A 19,876-nucleotide genomic window follows, 5' to 3' on the forward strand; every position below is an offset into this window, starting at 1 on the left:
GGTTTTCTAAAACAAACTATTATGTATACAACTATTCAATTTATTCACTCGTATTGGGCGTATCTCGTTTTATTTGTACTTGTTATAGCTACTATTAATGCTATTGCAGGATACACTATGAATAAAGAATACGGTCCTAAGGATTTTAGATTAGCGCTGTTTGGACTTATTGTGACTCATATTCAATTATTGATCGGACTTGTACTATGGTTTGTTTCTCCTCTAGGGCTTCAGAATATTACAAATAATGGAATGGGAGAAGTGATGGGGAATAGTACCTTTAGACTATTTGCAGTTGAACACCCTTTAATGATGATACTTACAGTCGTCTTTGTTACGATAGGATATTCAAAACATAAAAAGAAATTGGTATCAAAACCTAAATTTAAAATGCTAATGATATTTTACCTTATAGGATTGCTGTTATTGTTAAGTAGAATTCCATGGTCTGCCTGGTTTAGTTAATATAAAAAGCCGCTCTTAGAGCGGCTTTTTATATTATATATTTTCCGAAGAGAAAAGGATTTTATTATTCTGCGTCGATTTCTTTAATTAAGTATAAATACACCGGGAAGTGGTCACTGTATCCACCAGTAAATCCTCCATCTGCAAAGCTTCGGTAGGGATACCCTTTATACCGTCCTCTGGGATTTGCTAAGTAGGTCTTATTGTAAATTCCGGGTTTGTAAAAACGGTAGCTTGTAAAGTCTTTTTTAAGTAATTCAGCAGAAACAATCATTTGATCAAATAAATTCCAACCGTCACGATATGCTAACGTTCCTTGGCCTTTATTAAACATCTCTTCCATTGGGTTGTATAATTCTTTGATCTTTACATCTTCTCTATTTTCTTTAGCCTTTAGATGCTCTTTTACACTTTCGTTGGTAGGATCGTCATTAAGGTCACCCATAGTGATGATTTTTGCATATGGGTCTTCACTAAAGATTGAGTCAATGATACTTCTGTTTAATTTGGCAGCCTTTATTCTTTTTGAACGGCTTCGAGCTTCACCTCCACTTCTAGAAGGCCAGTGATTTACGATAACAGTAATCTTTTCACCATCTAACATACCGCTAACAACTAATTGATCTCTGGTGTACACACGTTTAGTTGGATCATTATCATCATAAATATAGAGGGGAACAGCCTTTGTCGTTGTAGGGGTAAATAATTTTTTTTGATAGAGTAATGCCACATCAATTCCGCGTCTGTCTGGAGAATCAAATTGAACAATACCGTAATCTTTAGCTACTAGTGGTTCTTGGTTAACTAGGTCTTCTAGAACCCTGCGGTTTTCAGTTTCACAAACTCCAACAAGAGCGGGAGTAGTTCCTGTTATGTCACTACCTATTTCAGAAATAACTTTTGCCATATTCTGTAGCTTGGCCTCATAAATTTCTTTTGTCCAACGGTCTTTTCCGTCTGGAGTTCTGTCATCATCAAAAGTGATGGGATCATCTTCATAATCAAATAAATTTTCAACATTGTAAAATGCTATAGTATTTACTTTATAGGATTTTTTTCCCTGTGCTGAAAGTGTGAAAGTTGTAGTTAATAAAATTGCTAAAACGCAGTAAATTGACTTCATTTTTTATGGTATATTATGTTTTTGTAAAGTTCTATACAATTGTCGCGCCAAAAGTAGGTATTTCATTTAAAAAATGTAGCTTTGCAGCCCATTTATAACAATTTATTAATCTTTTAAAACTATAATTTTCAGAATGAAAAGATTCATTTTTACTTTTTGCTTAGCAGTTTTTGGAACACTATCGGTTGTTGCTCAGGATGCTATAGTAAAAGGAAAGGTGGTGGACGCCAGTTCTACAGAACCTATTCCGGATGTGGAAATTAGTATTCAAGAGAGTATTTACTCTACGATGACAGATGCCACAGGAATGTTTGAAATTACCGGCGACGATCTACCCCAAGGAGAACAAGTATTAATTATACGCAAGTCTGGTTTTATCATGCAGCGTATTCCAATTACTATTCAAAACGGAGAAACCGTAAATCTTGACTCAATTCTATTAGAAATTGACCTAACAGAAGTAGAGTCGCAGATAGGTATTATTAGTCTTTCAGACAACGAATTGGATCAAGATGATGGAACCTCATTTAATGTGTCAGGGTTGCTTTCTGCATCTAGAGATGTTTTCTTAAATGCTGCTGCCTTTGATTTTAGTGCCACATTTTTTCGTCCAAGAGGGTATGATAATGCCAACGGGAAAGTATTAATTAATGGTATAGAAATGAATAAGCAGGATACAGGTCGCCCACAATGGGGGAACTGGGGAGGCTTAAATGATGCACAACGTAATCGTGACTTTTCTATGGGTCTTGCTCCTAATGATTATGCGTTTGGAGATATTGCCGGGACTACCAATATTATCATGCGTGCTTCTCAGTACCGTGAAGGTGGGCAGGTATCTTACGCAACAGCCAACCGAAGCTACCAAGGTCGTGTGATGGGATCTTACCATAGCGGTCTTAGTAAAGGAGGATGGGCGTATTCTGTTTTAGCTTCTAGACGTTTTGGTGAAGAAGGCTATATCGACGGAACATTTTACGATGCCAATTCATTTTTTGCAGCTGTTGAAAAGAAAATCAACGATGAACATAGTATTAACTTAGCGGCATTTTATACTCCCAATCGAAGAGGACGTTCTACAGCCATCACCGAAGAAGTTCGTGATTTAAAAGGGATTCGCTATAACCCTAACTGGGGTTTCCAAAATGGAGAAATTCGCAGTGCCCGTGTTCGTGAAATCGAAGAGCCTGTAGTACTTTTAAGTCACTATTGGAATATTAGCGATAAAACCAGATTAAATACAAATATTGGGTATCAATTTGGAAAAATTGGAGATACCCGATTAGATTCAGGAGGAAATAGAAATCCAGCTGGAAACTATTACCAAAGACTTCCTAGTTTTTTCTTACAAGATCAAAATCCAACACCTATTGATTACCAGAATGCATTTCTTGCACAACAGGAATTTGTTAATGATGGGCAATTAAACTGGAATGATTACTATGAAGCAAATTTAATAACAGGTATCTCTACGTATGCAATTCAGGAAGATAGAACAGATGATAAACAACTTACTATCAATTCAATTTTAAATAGTCAGCTTTCAGAAAATATTTCTATTACTGCAAACTTAAATTACCGAACGCTGGAAAGTGAAAATTTTGCAGAGCTAAAAGATCTTTTGGGGGGTACAGGATATCTAGATATCGACAACTTTGGTAATGGAGGTCCAGAACAAAATAGTGACTTGCAAAACCCGAATAGAATTGTTCAGGAAGGGGAGCGTTATAGATATAACTATATTATTAATGCTGATGTGATTTCTGGATTTGCTCAGGCTCAATTCAAGTATAATGTTGTAGACTTTTATGCAGCAGTACAAGCCTCTAATACCTCTTACCAGAGAACTGGTTTGTACCAAAACGGATACTTTGCTTCTGAAGGTCGTTCTTTAGGAGAGAGCGAAGAACAAAGTTCAACTAACTTTGGTTTTAAGGGTGGTTTAACTTACAAACTAAGTGGACGCCATTTAATTGATGTGAATGCAGGTTATATTACTAAGGCTCCAAGTCTTAGAAATACATTTGCAAATGCAAGACAGAACAATGATATAGTCGTTGGATTGGAAGATGAAAATATTACTTCTGCAGACCTTAGTTATATTTACAGATCTCCTATCGTAAAAGCGAGATTGACTGGTTTTTATACTGGATTTGCAGAACAAACAGACTTTGGATTCTTCTTTACTCAAAATGCATTAGGAAATGATGAAAACAACGCCTTTGTTCAAGAAATTGTTACAGGGATTGAGAAAAGAAACGTAGGAGTTGAAATGGGTATTGAAGCTCAGGTAACGCCTACAGTAAAATTAAAAGCAGCCGCTTCAGTTGGACAATATATTTATACCAACAACCCATTGTTATATTTATCTGGGGATGATTTTGATGATCCTAACACTCCAAATGTTCGAGAAGGAAATGACCTTTTCAGCCAAGGGAAAAGAGAGGTGGCACTAGAAAATGTTCATGTTTCTGGTGGTCCAGAAAGAGCATACCAGTTAGGATTCGAATATCGTGATCCAGATTTCTGGTGGGTAGGAGTATCTACTAACTATTTTTCAAATGCATACGTAGACGTAAGTAACCTTAGGAGAACTTCAGATTTTTATACAGATGTTGACGGGCAGCCTTTTGTAGAGTATGATCCAGAAATAGCACGAGACATATTACAACAAGAACAATTAGATGATTACGTTCTTGTTAATGTAGTTGGTGGAAAATCTTGGAAAATTGATGATTACTTTGTAGGATTTTTTGCAACAATAAACAACGTACTGGATCAGGATTTTAGAACAGGTGGTTTTGAAGATTCAAGAAGACCTAGTTACAGGCAACAGGTAGAAGAGCAAGCTCGTGATACTCCAATTTTTGGGAATAGATATTTCTACGGAAATGGAACAACATACTACCTAAACGTATACTTTAGATTTTAATACATTAAAAAAATAAACACACATATATTATGAAAGCGATTAATTTTTATAAATTTTTTACCCTAATACTAGCCGTAGTAGTGGTTTCGTCTTGTGTTCAGGACGATGAATTTGATATTCCGGAGATTGAGATACAATCTGTGGACATCCCTCAGGATAGAATAGTAACGATAGGTTCTTTGAGAACTCAACTAGAACAGGAGATGATGACAAATGGAAACGATATCCTTACGTTTGAAACAGATAATGACTCAAGTAATGATTTGTTTGTAGTAGGATACGTTATTTCTAATGATGCTGCAGGAAACTTCTTTGAAGAACTGATTTTACAGGATTCGCCTTCAAGTCCTTCAGCTGGAGTTAAAGTACTTGTTGACGTGAATCCTTTGTTTAATACGTATCAATTTGGACGTAAAGTATTCATCCGTTTAGATGGTCTTTCAGTAGCATTGGATAGTGGAGTTTTAAGTCTTGGGATACGTTCTGGAAACGAACTTGAAAAAATTTCAGAAGCAGCTCAAACAGATTTTTTATTACGTGATGATGAGCTAGAAGATATTATTCCTTTAGATATTACGATTCCTGAATTTACAGTTGAAAAAACAAATCTGTACATTCGTTTAAACAATGTTCAGTTTAATAGAAATCAGGCATTAGGAGACAACAGACTTACATTTGCTGCTGAAGCCGATGATCAGTTTGATGGTGAACGTACGTTAGAGAGTTGTTCAAGTAGTGCAACCACAATTTTTAGTACAAGTACGTTTGCAGATTTTAAAGGACAGTTACTGCCACAGGGGAGTGGAAGTATCGACGGAATACTTACACTTAACTTTTTTGGTGAAGACTTTAATGTAGTTGTGAATGACCTAAGCACGATCAACCTAGACGGAGAACGTTGTGATCCTGAAGGAATCGATTGTGAAGGTGGCGCTGTAACAGGAACTGCCTTTTTTGACGATAACTTTGAAAGTTATAACAGTACTATTGATGTTGTTGCTGCCGGATGGGTAATCGAAAATGTAAGTGGAGGGAATGTTGAATTTGAACTGGATGAGTTTAGCAATAATAACTATATGCTAGTGAGCGCTTTTAACTCTAATGAGGAAGATATTGAATCATGGTTGATAACTCCAGAATTTTCATTGGATAATACAAACATGGATGCTCTAAATGTTGATATACAAACGAATTTTAATAATGGGTTGGTATTAACACTAATGCTTTCTACAGATTTTACGGGTAGTATTGAAGACGCAACTTGGGTAGAATTAACAGATGCTACTGTTCCTCCAGGATCTGCATCAGGTTTTGGTAGCTTTACTCCTGCAGGACCTATTAACTTATCTTGTGTTGATGGATCAAATGTTCGTATCGGATTTAAGTACACTGGTAGTGATGTTTCTGGCGGTGGAACTACAAGATATCATATAGATAATGTAAGAATTAATGGTAACTAAGCAGTAGCCATATAGTAAAATTGAAAGACCTCCTTTACCGGGAGGTCTTTTTTTGTGTTACCTTTTAAAAGTTGTCGTTAATTAAGATTATTTCATAACGAAATTTTTGTTTTTCAATAAGTAGCTGCGGAAAACTATATATTTCAATTTTATATAGAAAGATATAGTGTTATCATGTGTTGAATAATTACAGTTACCTAGAAGCCAAAAAAAAACCTCTTATGTTTCCATAAAAGGTGTTTTAATAAATGGTTAGCGTGACGCTTTCCGTTTACCGTTCTACAATGATAAACTCTGAGCGTCTGTTTTTTTGATGTTGTGCTTCTGTACAAGGATTACAATCCACTGCTAGGAAATTTTCTCCTTTTCCTTCACCAGAAATCCTGCTACGATCAATCCCTTTAGAAATTACATATTGGACAGTAGACTGTGCCCTGCGATTACTTAACTCAAGATTATAGGCATCACTAGCACGTTCGTCTGTGTGGCTTTCTACTTTAATCTTCAAATTAGGGTACTTTTTCATAGCAGCAACTAATTTATCTAATTCAAAAGCAGCCTGTGGCTTTATGTTGTGTTTATCCAGATCAAAGTAAATAGGATTTAAAACCACTCTATCGTCTTGTAAAATTGCTTCAATTGGACGTAGTGATAGGTTTGTTGTAACTTCGGTATCATTTGCTGCAGCAACTTCTTCGGCATTAGACTCGTAGTCTGTTGCAGTTCCTTGAACTATATGAGCAACATCACAAGCTGCAAGTAAAACTGCCATTCCATTAGCATCTGTTACACCGCTGGTCAATTTATTCTCATTAGTGTCATACAATGCAACCGCTGCACCAGAAATTGGATTATTTGTATATTCATCGATCACTTTTACATTGATAGTTACTTGACAAGGTCTTTCTACTTCGGTAATAGCGTAAATATCATCACTTCCTTTTCCACCAGTACGATTTGAAGAAACAAAGCCTGTTTTCGTTTCAGGATCATAGCGAATGGCAAAATCATCATCTGCACTATTCACACCTTTCCCCATATTTTTGACTTCCCCAAATGAATTTCCGTTTGCTTCAGCATAGAAAACATCTAAAAGTCCCATTCCCATATGGCCATCGCTGCTAAAATATAATGTTCCGCTGGAATCCATATATGGAAACACCTCTTTTCCTTCCGTATTGATTGTATCATCGAGACGCTCTGGAGTTCCTAGCACTCCTTCTGGACTTATCGAAACTTTATAAATATCACTTAATCCCTTTCCGCCAGGCATATCACTCACAAAATATAGAGTGCTTCCGTCCGGACTCAATGCAGGGTGTCCTGTGGAGTATTCATTACTATTAAATGCTACCGACTGGATGTCTTTCCATTCGTTATTTACTAATTCTGCATAGTATAAGTTGATTTGGTTGATCCCGTTGGCACTTTTATCATAATCTCCTTTGTAGTAATCATTGCGGTCAAAATACATGCGTTTCCCGTCTGGGCTAATGGCCACATTTCCTTCGTGATATTTTGTATTCACTTCGCCATCAAGTAAAGTGACATTTTTGAGAGTACCGCCGACATCCTGAGCTTTATAAATATCAAGAAACGGCTGCTCATCCCAACCATAGGTTTTACGTGTAATATTTCTGGCTGAAGAAAAATAAAAATCTTTACCCACCATGGTTCCGCCAAATTCGCTATATGGAGAATTAACTAAGTCTAGACCTTTTGCAGTAAAGGCTGGATCTCCATCTACAATTTGAGGAACATAATTAGGGTTTTTCAAAAACTCTTTTGCTCTAGAATCATTTGGTGAGGCATCTGCAAATTGTTGCATGGCATCATTGTATTCACTAAACTTTCCGTTGGCTTTTAAAGATTGTGCGTAATTATAAAGTATTTCAGGAGCTACATTTCTGCCCTTCGCTACTCTCTTGTAGTAGGTTTCAGCTTTCTTAGTGTCGTTAATGTAGTAGTAGCTATTAGCTAATCTTTCAAAAACATATCTATTGCCTTTTCCCTTTTTAAGTAGCTTTTCGTAAGCATCGATAGCATCTGTATATTGAAGTCTTTCATATAACTGATCGGCTTTTTTTGTATCACTATTTTGAGCGAAACTGCTAGGAGCAATAAACGCTATAAGTATGAGGAATATATATAAATGTTTCATTTGTAATGAAATTTAATGAGTTAGGATTAAAAGTATCTAGGTGAACGAAGTGCTTTTTTCTTGAAAAACAAATCAAAAGTTAGGATTACTTCGTGCGAAGAATCTGCAACCGTTTTGATATCTGAAGTCACTCTGTCGTAAGCATAGCCTATTCGAATGGCATCTGTTACCTGAAAGCCAACGAGTCCGCTAAAGGAATCATCAAGACGATAGGAAACTCCCAGTTCAAATCTGTCATAAAATAGAGCATTTAAGTTTCCGTCGAAAGAGACAGGGGCGTCAAAAGCAGACTTTACTAAAACCGAAGGCTTTAATTTAAAGTTTTCTGAAACATCGAACACGTATCCCGCTGTGGCGAAATAATGGTTGACTTCGTTTCCGTATTTCAATCCGTTTTCATCCAGATGAACCGAATTTAGCAGATTAGGAACCGACAATCCAACATAGAAGTTATCTGAATATAAAAAGGCTCCTGCTCCTACATTGGGGTAGGTATTGTCTATATTTTCTGAAAAGAACGGATCATTAGGATCTTGTAATTCTAAATCTGTCAACCCTACATTGTGAAAGGTAGCTCCTGCTTTTAAACCGAAAGCTAAATCAAGACTTTTGCCAACGGGTATTGTATAAGAAAAATCTACAAAGACATTCGTCTCTTCCACAGGTCCCAATTCGTCTTTTATTGCTGAAAGTCCTAATCCTATTCTGTCACTTACAGGGGAATGAGCAGAAAACGTGATAGTTTCTGGCCCTCCATCTAGTCCAGAGTATTGCTGGCGATATAGTGCTGTAAAAGACAGGACTTCCTTATTACCAGCATAGGCAGGGTTCACGACATTCATGTTGTACATGTATTGAGTGTACTGAGGATCTTGCTGTGCCGTTAGATCTTGTGCGAAAAATGCGCCAAGAAAAAAGATTGCTATATATATATGTTTCATTGTTGTTCTGTTGAATGTTGAAAATTGTTTCATTTCAAATTATTTTGCTTCTTGATTAAGATAAATCCATCCGGTTGCTTGTCTTCCGTAGAGAGGATCATCACCCGCAAAGTCAATTACATAGTAGTAAGTTCCGCTTGGAAGGTCATTTCCGTCATCACTTTGACCTCTCCATTCATTTATGTAATTACTCTGCTGAAAGACCAGTCTTCCTAGCCTATTAAAGATCTGAACCTGTGAGATACCAGTTCTGTCTGCTAAAAACTCTAAATCTAAAGAGTCATTGAATCCAGGAGATCCGTTTGGAGATAATCCTTCAGAAATAATACAATTTGCGATATCATACAAACTAACATCTACAGCATCTGAGCCTGTACATAATCCTGCAGTAATTTCAACACTGTAAGTTTGAGTTCCATTGGTGCCGGCTGGGACCATAAACTCTAAAGTACTTGACGTTTCACCAGGTATTGGATCTCCATTTAAAAACCATTGAAAGGTGGCTCCTTGAACATCTGTGGTTGCGGTCAAGGTGTTCAATTCACCAGGACAGGTCCTAAAATCTTCATTAAGCTGGACACTTAAAGCAGTGGTTGCTTCCACTTCAATCGTAAAAGTTTCAGTAGAACATGGAGGTACTGTAACGGTAACCATTAGTGTACCTATATCTGTTGGAGAATACATAGCTTCGGTAGATAGAATGTCTCCATTTGCATTTGTCCACTCATACGTTACAGTAGTTAAATCAACACCTGGATTGGTTGGCGTGGCATCGAGGGGCTCAAAATCTGTACAGACATCAAGGTTACTAGGAAGAGCTGTCATGATATCCACTCCTTGAAAAACGATAGTGACCGTATCTTCGACAGGCATATCACAATCGACGCCGTCTGCGATTACTTTATAACCTCCACTTTCAGAAACTGTAATAGAACTGTTTGTTTCACCATCGATCAAGACGTCGTTAAAAAACCATTGAAAAGTTTCTACAGGACCATTAGTCGATGTTGTTAGGGTAAGGTCGTCTACTCCGCACACTGTTTGATCGCCACCGTTTATAGTAATAGCACATTCAAAAACGATATCACAATCTGTAGTTCCTGTGCCAGGATCACCAAAATTAGTTTGTTGTAAGCTTATAAATCCAGGGTCCTGACTAAAATTTGTAATAAGTAAAATATAAACATCCCCTGCCATCGCATTTGGGATATCAAAATTTTCTACTGGAGCAGGAGAAAAGCTACAGTCTATGGAAGTGCTTGGGTTTAAGTTTCCACAACCACTTGCACGATCTGGGAATGGTCCCCAAGCAATAAAGTCAACGTCCAATTCTTGACCGTTAGGATTTCCTTGACTATCAAATGAAGTATTTTGAATGATTTCAAAAGATAAGTCTCCAGATTCTTCGATTTGAAGAAAGAACCAGCTTGGGTCTGGTTGTGACCCTAAACATTCGTAATCGATATTGGGTGGAGCGACCGCGTCACCTGATTCGTTTTCAAAAATAAGACCATCCATAGAACAGAAAGGATCTGCATCCAGACATTCCTGAGGAGGAAGATTGGGTCGTATGCATAAATCGAAAGTAGTATTTTCGAGAGGATTAGATCCATTAGACCAAACTCTTATTTTATATGTGTTTCCAATAGTAAATCCACTTTGAGCAATAATAAATTCATCACCAGCTTCACTACATGCAACTAGGGATAAAGCATTACAGTCTGTACCTTCAAACACCGAAAGGTTCAAGTTTGTTGTACTTCCAGTAATATTCAGAAGTTCTATAATTGCACTCTCAGAAATAGAAGTATATTCAAACCAAACATCATCATCTGCAGTTCCAATACACGTATTTGGTTGTGTTGAAAGGGTGGCTCCTGCTATCGTTCCAGAAGTTATATTTGTACATTCATTTCCACTATTAGGAGTTACAACGATTGCTGTGTCACATTCATCATTTGCAGGCGGGTCTGGAGGGGTGTCGCAGGCAATAGTTAGTTCGTAGGCTCCCGTAGCTGAACCAAAACCAAATACATAGACCAAATAGTTAGTCCCAGTTTGAGAAATAAATGTTACTTCAGATTGTAAACCACAAGAATCATCATTTCCAGCAACACATTGTAATGTGTTGCAATCACCATTATACACTCTAAGCTTAGTGTCATAATCTGAATTACAGAGTCCTAAACTTACGATATCACCCGTACCTGCAAAACTATACCAAACACCAGGTGCTCCATCACTAGTCCCGCAACCGTCCATGGGATCGCCTGTATTGGTAGCTTGAGACGTATTTCCAGTAAGTGTGTCGCCACAATTTATGGCAATAGCATCGGCACATAAATCATTAGCGGGCGCCTGGGCAAACAGACCTCCCGAAAATAGAAATGCAATTGCAATTAGTAGTGTTTTTTTACTTTTTGATAAGTTACACAAGCTTCGATGAAATTGATGAAGCATGGTGTAGTGTAGAAGTTTCTTCATGAGGATGGTTTTTGTTTATTGAACTAAAGTATAGAAATTTTCTTTCATGCAAAAAATTAAGAAATATTTTAGACATACTGCAGGAAAAATACGACAAAGAAACGTTTATAGAGTATATTAAACTTTAATCGATAGAAATAACGATTCTATGATGTGACTTTTCCAAAATAAAATCGTGAAAGAATTTTTTTTCCTCTTTCATATGTAATAGGTTTTTTTCTAGTATATATTCCCATCCTTGGGATAAGAAACTATAGATTGGATGTTAAATGCGTGTAAATTGCAAAAATGTAAACCAATGTGTTTTGTACATTTACGTATTAAATTTTATTATGCTCGAAAAAACAGATTTAGATTACGAAAAAACAGTACTTATAGGTTTAATTACTCAAAATCAGGATGAAGAAAAGTCTGAAGAGTATCTTGACGAACTCGAATTTTTAGCTTATACAGCTGGTGGTGAAGTTTTAAAGCGTTTTACTCAGAAGCTTCAAATGCCAAATCCGAAGACATTTATAGGGACTGGAAAAATGGAAGAGGTTCGTGAGTTTGTAGCAGCAAATGATGTAGGTATTGCTATTTTTGATGATGAGTTATCTCCAGCGCAGCAAAAGAATATCGAAAAAATCTTACAGTGTAAGATCATTGATAGAACAAACCTAATCCTGGATATTTTTGCACAAAGAGCTCAGACCAGTTATGCCAGAACACAAGTCGAACTCGCACAATACGAATATCTACTTCCCCGTCTAGCAGGAATGTGGACTCACCTTGAAAGACAGCGTGGTGGAATTGGGATGAGAGGACCTGGAGAAACAGAAATTGAAACGGATAGACGTATTGTAAGAGATCGTATTTCTTTATTAAAAAAGAAAATCAGTAAGATCGATAAGCAGATGGAAATTCAACGAGGCAATCGGGGGGCGCTTGTAAGAGTAGCTCTTATTGGATATACCAATGTGGGAAAATCGACTCTTATGAACGTCATTAGCAAGAGTGAGGTCTTTGCAGAAAATAAGTTATTTGCAACGCTCGACACAACTGTTAGAAAAGTGGTTATTGGAAATCTCCCTTTTTTACTAAGTGATACTGTTGGGTTTATTCGAAAATTACCTACTCAATTAGTAGAGTCGTTTAAGAGTACACTTGATGAAGTTCGCGAAGCCGACTTATTACTGCACGTTGTTGATATTTCACATCCTTCTTTTGAAGATCATATTGCTTCCGTAAATAAAATTCTTGATGAAATAGATAGTGCAGATAAGCCCACTATCATGGTTTTTAATAAGATTGATGCGTATGAGCCTGAAATTATTGAGGAAGATGATTTGGTTACTGAAAAGACAAAGGCACATAATACGCTTCAGGAATGGAAAAAAACCTGGATGCACACGACCAATGGAGATGCCATTTTTATCTCTGCGTTAGAAAAAGAAAATTTTGAAGAATTTAGAAAGCTGGTCTATGATAAAGTCAGAGACATTCATGTAACACGCTTTCCGTATAACAACTTTTTATATCCCGAAGAATATGTAGAATAAAAAAAACCCTCAAGAAATTGAGGGTTTTTTTATGAGAAAGGTGCCAGTTAAGAGGATATTAAAGACTAACTAACCAAATTAACTTTAAAACATCAATATGTCTCTAAGTCGGCACCAACTCTTAATATTTTTAAACTATTTAAAACCCATAGGTTACACCTACACCAAGGGCTTCTCTAATTTGAAATCCTTTTACTGCATTGTCATCATAGATAGCTTGTAATGTAAAGTTTGCAGTAATGTACTTATTTACAGACATTAAAAGATTGAGTGTGTAATCTATATCTACGTTTTGTGGATCTTCTAAATAGTTAGCATATAAATTTAAAATATTTTCTACGGAAACGTTCTTCATTAACTCAAATTTAGCATACGCATTTACCGAAGCACCTACTTCAAAACGAACACTCTCTCCTTGATCAAGGCCAAAGTAATCTCCATCAACATATCCTGGAACAGAAGTGAAAGCATTGTCAACAATAATGAATCGCGCAGTAGCTGGCGAAAAATTTACTTTCAGATTATCACTTTTTTTCCAAAGAAAACCAGGTCCCGTCTGAATGTATCCTGGAGACATAAATTTAGTAGTTTCTATACGTTGCTCCTCACCATCCATATCTTCAAAATACGTATATCCAGAACTAAACTGAGTTTTAAAATTTAAAAAATAAGAATAATACCAGTTCGTTTCTTTAATCTGTTTTCCCAAAATCGAATTCAGTTCTAATCGATCGTTTGTTTTTCGGGCAAATTTTTGTTCTTTCGTTTTGGTAATGCCATACTCTGCCATGATTCTATTATCCCAGGTAAGAGCTCCTTTTCTGTAATTAAAATCGTATGTGCCATTTAAATTTGCCGCATAGTTTGAGGTTCCACCACCTGTCCATTCTTCATTGAATGCTGACTGGCTAAACAGTAATGAAATGGTTCCAGTTTTTGTCCAGCCATCTTTTGGTTCCTCTTTTTCTTCTTGAGCGTAAAATATACTAACGCTTAAAAGGGAACATATAAGTACTATTTTTTTCATTGAATTTGTCACTTAAATTTTAAGTGTATAAAACTACAACGTTTTTAATAGTTTTATAAATTTTAAAGAGTAAAATTTATGTTTTTTGAGAATTGAAAGTCTTTAGACTATACGTTGCTTTTTTTGTAGAGAGGTACAGAAGAACATGCTTCGCCATACATTATGGACTTTGCTATGGGCTGAAGTTTAGTCGCTAAAAGCACAAATGCATTTTGCGGAATAGGTTTGTGAGCGCACCCTTTAATAATGATAGACTTATCCTTAAAACTATCCAGATCTATTGTTTCAATAATTTCTGAAAATAAAACCGTTTCCAGTTCTTCCAAGGTTCCCACGGTTACTTTTTTGGCAAATGGAGCTAAATACATGGTTAAAAGCATATAGGCCCAGCCAGGTACAATCGCATCGGTACTGCAATACAAGGAAACGTATGTATCTTGATAAGAACTCCAATCATGATTTTTAGCTGTTTTTCTGAAGTCTTGCTCCTTTAAAACAATTCCCTCCAACAACCAAGGTGAAATGTCAAAGGAAATACGTTTTCCTTCAGGATACAATTCTTCCAAATCAAATGTAACAAGCTTGCTATTCGCAACTCTGTTTAAAATTTCTTCTGCCATCTACTTTCTGTTTTTACTTCAATATTCAAAGTCGTTGCATAAACTGGAAACTACGACCAAGTTTCCTAAAGTGCTGCATTTTGATTTATAACATCCCCAATTCTAATTTGGCTTCTTCACTCATTAGCTCTTGTGTCCATGGCGGATCGAAAGTGATTTCAACTTCTGCATCTTTCACTAGTTTTATAGATTTTACCTTATCTTCTACTTCTAGGGGTAATGTTTCGGCTACGGGACAGTTGGGAGTCGTTAATGTCATTAGGATTTTAACTTCACGGTCTTCATTCACAAACACATCGTATATTAATCCTAGCTCATATATATCTACAGGAATTTCAGGATCATATATAGTTTTAATGACCTTGACAATCTTCTCTCCTAATTCTGTTATATCAATTTCTGCTTCCATCTGTATTATTTTAGTTGTGCTTGATATGCTACTGCATATAACTTCATTTGTTTCACCATTGACACTAGTCCGTTTGCTCGTGTAGGAGATAAATGTTCTTTTAAGCCAATTTCGTCAATAAATCCTAAATCGGAATTTACAATAGCTTCAGGTTTTTCATTTGAAAAAACTGAAATTAAAATAGCGACAATTCCTTTTGTGATAATCGCATCGCTATCGGCTGTAAAAATAACTTTGTCGTCTTTTAATTCAGAATGTAACCAAACTTTCGACTGACATCCTTTTATAAGCTTTTCGTCTGTTTTTAATTCAGGATCTATCAAAGGGAGTGACTTGCCAAGATCGATCATATATTCATATTTTTCCATCCAGTCGTCAAACAATGCAAATTCTTCAATGAGTGCTTCCTGTTTTTCTTCTATCGTCATAAATTATTCCTGTACTTCTTTTTTTGCTGTTAAAAGAACACTTCTATCTGTTTTAGAAAAAAGGGTAAGTATATTGTTTTGTAGTTCATACGAACCAGTATTTCCCAAGGCCATCATAAAAGCACTCTCTTTTGCCATCACAGGTTCAGAACAAGCTCTTTCGGTGGCGCCAATATCGCTAAATGATAAGGCATACAGATCAATTGTATACGTTCCGAAGTAAGTATTACAACCTGTATTTCCTCTAATCGATCTATCCAAAGCCGCAAAATTAATGGTAAGTGGATCTCCTTCTTTGCTTATCTTATCTGGTGCTCCTGTGATATCTGTCACCATATAATTTCCAGAAAGCTGAACACTCCCCGCGACACCTATTACTTTTTTTGTTTCTTCGCAACTGCTCATACTTCCTAGAAGTACAACAGCTATTATTAATACTAGATTTTTCATAATGTTGAGTTTTATTGAAGCATCAATTTCGCTCTTTTTACGGCAGCAACCAAACTATTAACTTCTTCTTTAGAATTATAAAAAGCAAACGATGCTCTCACAGTTCCTGGAATTTTAAAGAAGTCCATCACAGGTTGCGCACAATGATGCCCTGTACGCACTGCGATTCCTAATTTATCAACAATCGTCCCAATGTCGTACGGATGAATACCCTCAATATTGAAAGAAATCACCGAAGTTTTTTCAGCTCCGGTACCGTAAATTTTTAATCCTTCAATTTTTAAGAGTTCTTTGGTCGCATACTGAAGCAACCTTTCTTCTTGTTTTTTTATCGCATTAAAACCTATGCTATTAAGATACTTAATTGCTGCGCCAAAGGCAATGCCTCCGCAAATATTAGGTGTTCCAGCTTCAAATTTATGAGGTAATCCAGCATAGGTAGTTTTTTCAAAAGACACTTCCTTGATCATTTCGCCACCTCCTTGATAAGGCGGAAGCTTATTGAGCCAAATTTCCTTTCCGTAGAGCATACCAACTCCTGTAGGGCCACACATTTTATGTGCTGAAGTCACGTAAAAGTCGGCATCAAGTGCTTGCACATCTACTTTTATGTGCGAAGTAGCTTGTGCACCGTCGATTAAAACCGCGGCATCTACGTCGTGCGCAAGTTCAATGATTTCTTTTACAGGATTAATTGTTCCTAATGCGTTTGAAATATGATTGACAAAAACCAGTTTTGTTTTTTCTGAAAGTATTTCTTTATAAGCTGAAAGTTGTAATACTCCAGTTTCATCCATTGGAATCACTTTCAGCAGAGCTCCAGTACGTTCACAGAGCATTTGCCAAGGAACAATATTTGAATGGTGTTCTAATGCTGAAACGATGATCTCGTCCCCTTCCGTAAGCAATGAAGAAAATCCGTTGGCGACCAAATTAATTCCGTGGGTGGTTCCAGAGGTAAAGATGATTTCACGTGAAAATTCGGCATTAAAATGTGTCTGAATTGTAGTTCTCGCTTCTTCATATTTATCGGTTGCTTCCTGAGATAAGGTATGCACACCACGATGAATATTTGCATTGTAGTTGCTGTAATAATCCACGATACAATCGATAACAACTTGTGGCTTTTGAGACGTAGCAGCATTATCAAGATAAACCAAAGGATGCCCATTTACCTCGCGAGAGAGTATAGGAAAATCTTTGCGAATATGATCTACATTAAAGGCCATAAATTTCAGGATACTTTTTTACACGTCAAATCCTAAATTAACGCCAATCTTCTTGGCGATTAATTTATTAATACGTGCTTTTAATTCTGGGATTTTTACACTTTCCAGTACTGTATTGGCGAATGCATACATTAATAATGCACGTGCTTCTTTTTTGGCAATTCCGCGGGAACGCATATAAAATAAAGCTTCTTCGTTTAACTGTCCAATTGTACAACCATGCGAACATTTTACATCGTCTGCAAAAATTTCAAGTTGGGGCTTGGCATTGATAGTTGCTTTATCATCTATTAAGATATTGTTGTTTTGCTGAAAGGCATCGATCTTTTGCGCTTCTCTCTCTACGTAGACCTTTCCGTTAAAGACTCCTGTAGCAGAATCGGCAAAAATACCTTTGTAATCCTGGTGACTTTCACAATTCGCAGCTGCATGATGCACTAAGGTATTATGATCTACATGTTGTTTGTCTTCGATGATGGTAATTCCGTTAAGTGTGGAGTTACAATTTTCGCCGTTTTGTTTAAAATTGAGGTTATTTCGGGTTAATTTTCCGCCGAAAGAAAAGGTATGAACACGGCAATTACTATCACGTTCTTGAGAAACAAAAGTGTGATCGATCAATGAGGCATTTTCATTGTCATTCTGTATCTTATAATAATCTACATACGCTCTTTTTTCAGCAAAGATCTCAGTCACACTATTGGTCAACACAGCATTACTAGATAAACTTTGGTGACGCTCGATAATTTGTACATGCGCATTCTCACCTACAACAATCAAATTACGAGGTTGTAATAGAACAGCCGCTTCATTTCCTGTTGAAAAATTGATAATCTCAATAGGCTTATCTACTTCCTTGTGTTTTGGAATATGAATGTATGCACCCTCTTTTACAAAAGCCGTGTTTAAGGACGTTAAGCTGTCATCTTTTGCAATTTTATTAAAATACGCTTCAATAACTGCTTTATATTTTGATTTTGTTAGTGCCGAAGATAGCAAGCAAATATCGAGTGAGTCGTGTGTAGTTTCAGAAAGATAGGAGCTATAGACTCCATCGACAAATATCAATTTATAGGTATCAATATCATGTAAAAAATACTTCTTTACATTTTTAAATTCGATCGTTCCCTCTATTTGCTTCGGAAAAATACTATAGTCATTTTTTAGCAATGCATTTAGCGAAGTATATTTCCAAGCCTCATCTTTTTTTGTAGGAAACCCTACAGTTTCAAATTGCTTGATGGCTTCATTGCGTACATCATGTAAAGGCGAGTCATCTTCAAGATGATCGTCAAAAGCGATATAAGAGGAAACTAATTTATCTTTTAAACTCATTTTGTTCAGTTTTCAGTTTTGAGTCTCAATACTTAATATTTTGAATGATTGATACTAAACTGGTTACTTTTTAATTTTCAGCATTTAGCTTTTTAAGCTTCAATTTCTTCTTTAATCCAGTCATACCCTTTTTCTTCAAGTTGGTATGCTAACTCTTTGGTTCCAGATTTAACAATTTTACCGTCCATTAATACATGCACATAATCTGGCACGATATAATCTAGCAAACGCTGGTAGTGTGTAATGACAACAACAGCATTGTCTTTGCTTTTTAATTTATTTACACCGTTGGCTACAACTTTAAGAGCGTCGATATCCAGTCCGGAGTCTGTTTCATCAAGAATAGCAAGTTTAGGCTCCAGCATTGCCATCTGGAACACTTCATTGCGTTTTTTTTCACCACCCGAAAAACCTTCATTTAAAGAACGTGATAAGAATTTGCGATCTATTTCTAACAGATCTGCTTTTTCTTTAATGAGTTTTAGCATTTCACCAGCAGGCATATCTTCTAAGCCTTTCGATTTTCTTGTTTCGTTGATGGCCGTTTTAATGAAGTTAGTAACACTTACTCCAGGAATCTCAACGGGATATTGAAACGACAGAAAAACTCCTTTATGAGCTCTTTCCTCAGGATCTAGCTCTATCATATCTTCTCCTTCAAAAGTGATATTTCCTTTTGTAACCTCAAATTCTTCTTTACCTGCAATGACCGAAGCTAATGTACTTTTTCCAGAACCGTTTGGTCCCATGATCGCGTGTACTTCTCCAGCTTTTACTTCGAGGCTAATGCCTTTGAGAATATCTTTGTCTTCAACACTTGCGTGTACGTTTTTTATCTGTAACATGTATTAAGATTTCTTTTCTTCAATTTTTATATCTGCTTTTGCAGGAGCAGTTCCTACTTCTACTATTTCGGTAATGGTAAGCATTTGCTCCCAGCCTTCTCCAGTTTCTTCAAATAGTGGATTAGGGCCTAAAGTGCCTTTAACTTTTACAGGAACCATGTCAAAATCTTCTGTCTTAACAGGTGCAACTTTTGCTGCCAGTTCCTCTGCCATGGCATCCAATTTGACTGCAAAAATCACATTAGGAGTTTTTAATACTGCTCCATCTGCGATGTAGATAAACTCCCCACTAAAGATGTTTTTTTCTGAAATTTCCTCCAGCACATCCTGAGTTTCTTCGGTTTTCACCTCATTGTTTTTACAGGCAAAAAGTCCTGCAGATACCAATAAAATAATTACTAACTTTTTCATTTTTTACAAACTGTT

Annotated in this window: 17 protein-coding genes; 4 read left to right on the forward strand and 13 right to left on the reverse strand. The window is 36.4% G+C overall.

Features of this window, described 5'->3' with window-relative positions:
* Positions 1–21 precede the first annotated feature (21 nt).
* Positions 22–465, forward strand: coding sequence for a hypothetical protein (locus tag ACFQO1_RS01385; RefSeq protein ID WP_380215953.1), 444 nt, complete (start codon positions 22–24; stop codon positions 463–465).
* Between the two features lie 64 nt (positions 466–529).
* On the opposite strand, the gene ACFQO1_RS01390 is transcribed toward ACFQO1_RS01385, so the two are convergent.
* Entirely contained in the window at positions 530–1,588 is a 1,059-nt protein-coding gene (locus tag ACFQO1_RS01390; RefSeq protein ID WP_380215955.1) for an endonuclease/exonuclease/phosphatase family protein, read from the reverse strand.
* A gap of 133 nt (positions 1,589–1,721) precedes the next feature.
* Between ACFQO1_RS01390 and ACFQO1_RS01395 the strand changes: the two genes are divergently transcribed.
* Together ACFQO1_RS01395 and ACFQO1_RS01400 are read left to right on the forward strand one after the other, a co-directional pair.
* Positions 1,722–4,520, forward strand: coding sequence for a carboxypeptidase-like regulatory domain-containing protein (locus tag ACFQO1_RS01395; protein ID WP_380215957.1), 2,799 nt, complete (start codon positions 1,722–1,724; stop codon positions 4,518–4,520).
* A gap of 29 nt (positions 4,521–4,549) precedes the next feature.
* Positions 4,550–5,980 carry a DUF5689 domain-containing protein gene (locus ACFQO1_RS01400; RefSeq protein ID WP_380215959.1) on the forward strand — a complete coding sequence of 477 codons (1,431 nt, stop codon included), beginning with the start codon at positions 4,550–4,552 and terminating at the stop codon, positions 5,978–5,980.
* Between the two features lie 271 nt (positions 5,981–6,251).
* Here the strand turns inward: ACFQO1_RS01400 and ACFQO1_RS01405 are convergent, their stop codons facing one another.
* Genes ACFQO1_RS01405 through ACFQO1_RS01415 form a run of 3 tightly spaced genes read right to left on the reverse strand, consistent with a single transcriptional unit; the run spans position 6,252 to position 11,566 of the window.
* Positions 6,252–8,141 (reverse strand): OmpA family protein, encoded by a 1,890-nt coding sequence (locus tag ACFQO1_RS01405; RefSeq protein WP_380215961.1) that lies wholly within the window; start codon positions 8,139–8,141, stop codon positions 6,252–6,254.
* 26 nt (positions 8,142–8,167) lie between these two features.
* Positions 8,168–9,082, reverse strand: a complete 915-nt coding sequence (locus ACFQO1_RS01410) for a PorP/SprF family type IX secretion system membrane protein (RefSeq protein WP_380215963.1) — start codon at positions 9,080–9,082, stop codon at positions 8,168–8,170.
* A gap of 39 nt (positions 9,083–9,121) precedes the next feature.
* Complete coding sequence (locus ACFQO1_RS01415) at positions 9,122–11,566, reverse strand: gliding motility-associated C-terminal domain-containing protein (RefSeq protein WP_380215965.1); 2,445 nt, start codon at positions 11,564–11,566, stop codon at positions 9,122–9,124.
* A 332-nt stretch (positions 11,567–11,898) separates the two neighbouring features.
* On the opposite strand from ACFQO1_RS01415, the gene hflX reads away from it, so the two are divergent.
* Positions 11,899–13,107 carry a GTPase HflX gene (hflX, locus tag ACFQO1_RS01420; RefSeq protein WP_380215967.1) on the forward strand — a complete coding sequence of 403 codons (1,209 nt, stop codon included), beginning with the start codon at positions 11,899–11,901 and terminating at the stop codon, positions 13,105–13,107.
* Positions 13,108–13,246: 139 nt separating this feature from the next.
* Here the strand turns inward: hflX and ACFQO1_RS01425 are convergent, their stop codons facing one another.
* The 9 genes from ACFQO1_RS01425 to ACFQO1_RS01465 form a co-directional block, all read right to left on the reverse strand.
* On the reverse strand, positions 13,247–14,134 hold the full coding sequence (locus tag ACFQO1_RS01425) for a DUF3078 domain-containing protein (RefSeq protein ID WP_380215969.1): 888 nt from the start codon (positions 14,132–14,134) through the stop codon (positions 13,247–13,249).
* Positions 14,135–14,241: 107 nt separating this feature from the next.
* Positions 14,242–14,754 (reverse strand): DUF2480 family protein, encoded by a 513-nt coding sequence (locus ACFQO1_RS01430; protein ID WP_380215971.1) that lies wholly within the window; start codon positions 14,752–14,754, stop codon positions 14,242–14,244.
* 85 nt (positions 14,755–14,839) lie between these two features.
* A complete protein-coding gene (locus ACFQO1_RS01435) occupies positions 14,840–15,163 on the reverse strand; it encodes an SUF system Fe-S cluster assembly protein (protein WP_380215972.1) in 324 nt (107 codons plus the stop codon).
* A 5-nt stretch (positions 15,164–15,168) separates the two neighbouring features.
* A complete protein-coding gene (locus ACFQO1_RS01440; RefSeq protein ID WP_380215974.1) occupies positions 15,169–15,591 on the reverse strand; it encodes a SufE family protein in 423 nt (140 codons plus the stop codon).
* Between the two features lie 3 nt (positions 15,592–15,594).
* Entirely contained in the window at positions 15,595–16,041 is a 447-nt protein-coding gene (locus ACFQO1_RS01445) for an META domain-containing protein (protein WP_380215976.1), read from the reverse strand.
* A gap of 11 nt (positions 16,042–16,052) precedes the next feature.
* Positions 16,053–17,270, reverse strand: coding sequence for an aminotransferase class V-fold PLP-dependent enzyme (locus ACFQO1_RS01450; RefSeq protein ID WP_380215978.1), 1,218 nt, complete (start codon positions 17,268–17,270; stop codon positions 16,053–16,055).
* Positions 17,271–17,288: 18 nt separating this feature from the next.
* Entirely contained in the window at positions 17,289–18,605 is a 1,317-nt protein-coding gene (sufD, locus tag ACFQO1_RS01455) for a Fe-S cluster assembly protein SufD (RefSeq protein WP_380215980.1), read from the reverse strand.
* Between the two features lie 92 nt (positions 18,606–18,697).
* Positions 18,698–19,450 carry a Fe-S cluster assembly ATPase SufC gene (gene sufC / locus ACFQO1_RS01460; RefSeq protein WP_380215982.1) on the reverse strand — a complete coding sequence of 251 codons (753 nt, stop codon included), beginning with the start codon at positions 19,448–19,450 and terminating at the stop codon, positions 18,698–18,700.
* 3 nt (positions 19,451–19,453) lie between these two features.
* A complete protein-coding gene (locus tag ACFQO1_RS01465) occupies positions 19,454–19,861 on the reverse strand; it encodes a component of SufBCD complex (RefSeq protein ID WP_380215984.1) in 408 nt (135 codons plus the stop codon).
* Positions 19,862–19,876 lie beyond the last annotated feature (15 nt).

Source organism: Jejudonia soesokkakensis (assembly GCF_042664795.1).
Taxonomy (GTDB): Bacteria; Bacteroidota; Bacteroidia; order Flavobacteriales; family Flavobacteriaceae; genus Jejudonia; species Jejudonia soesokkakensis.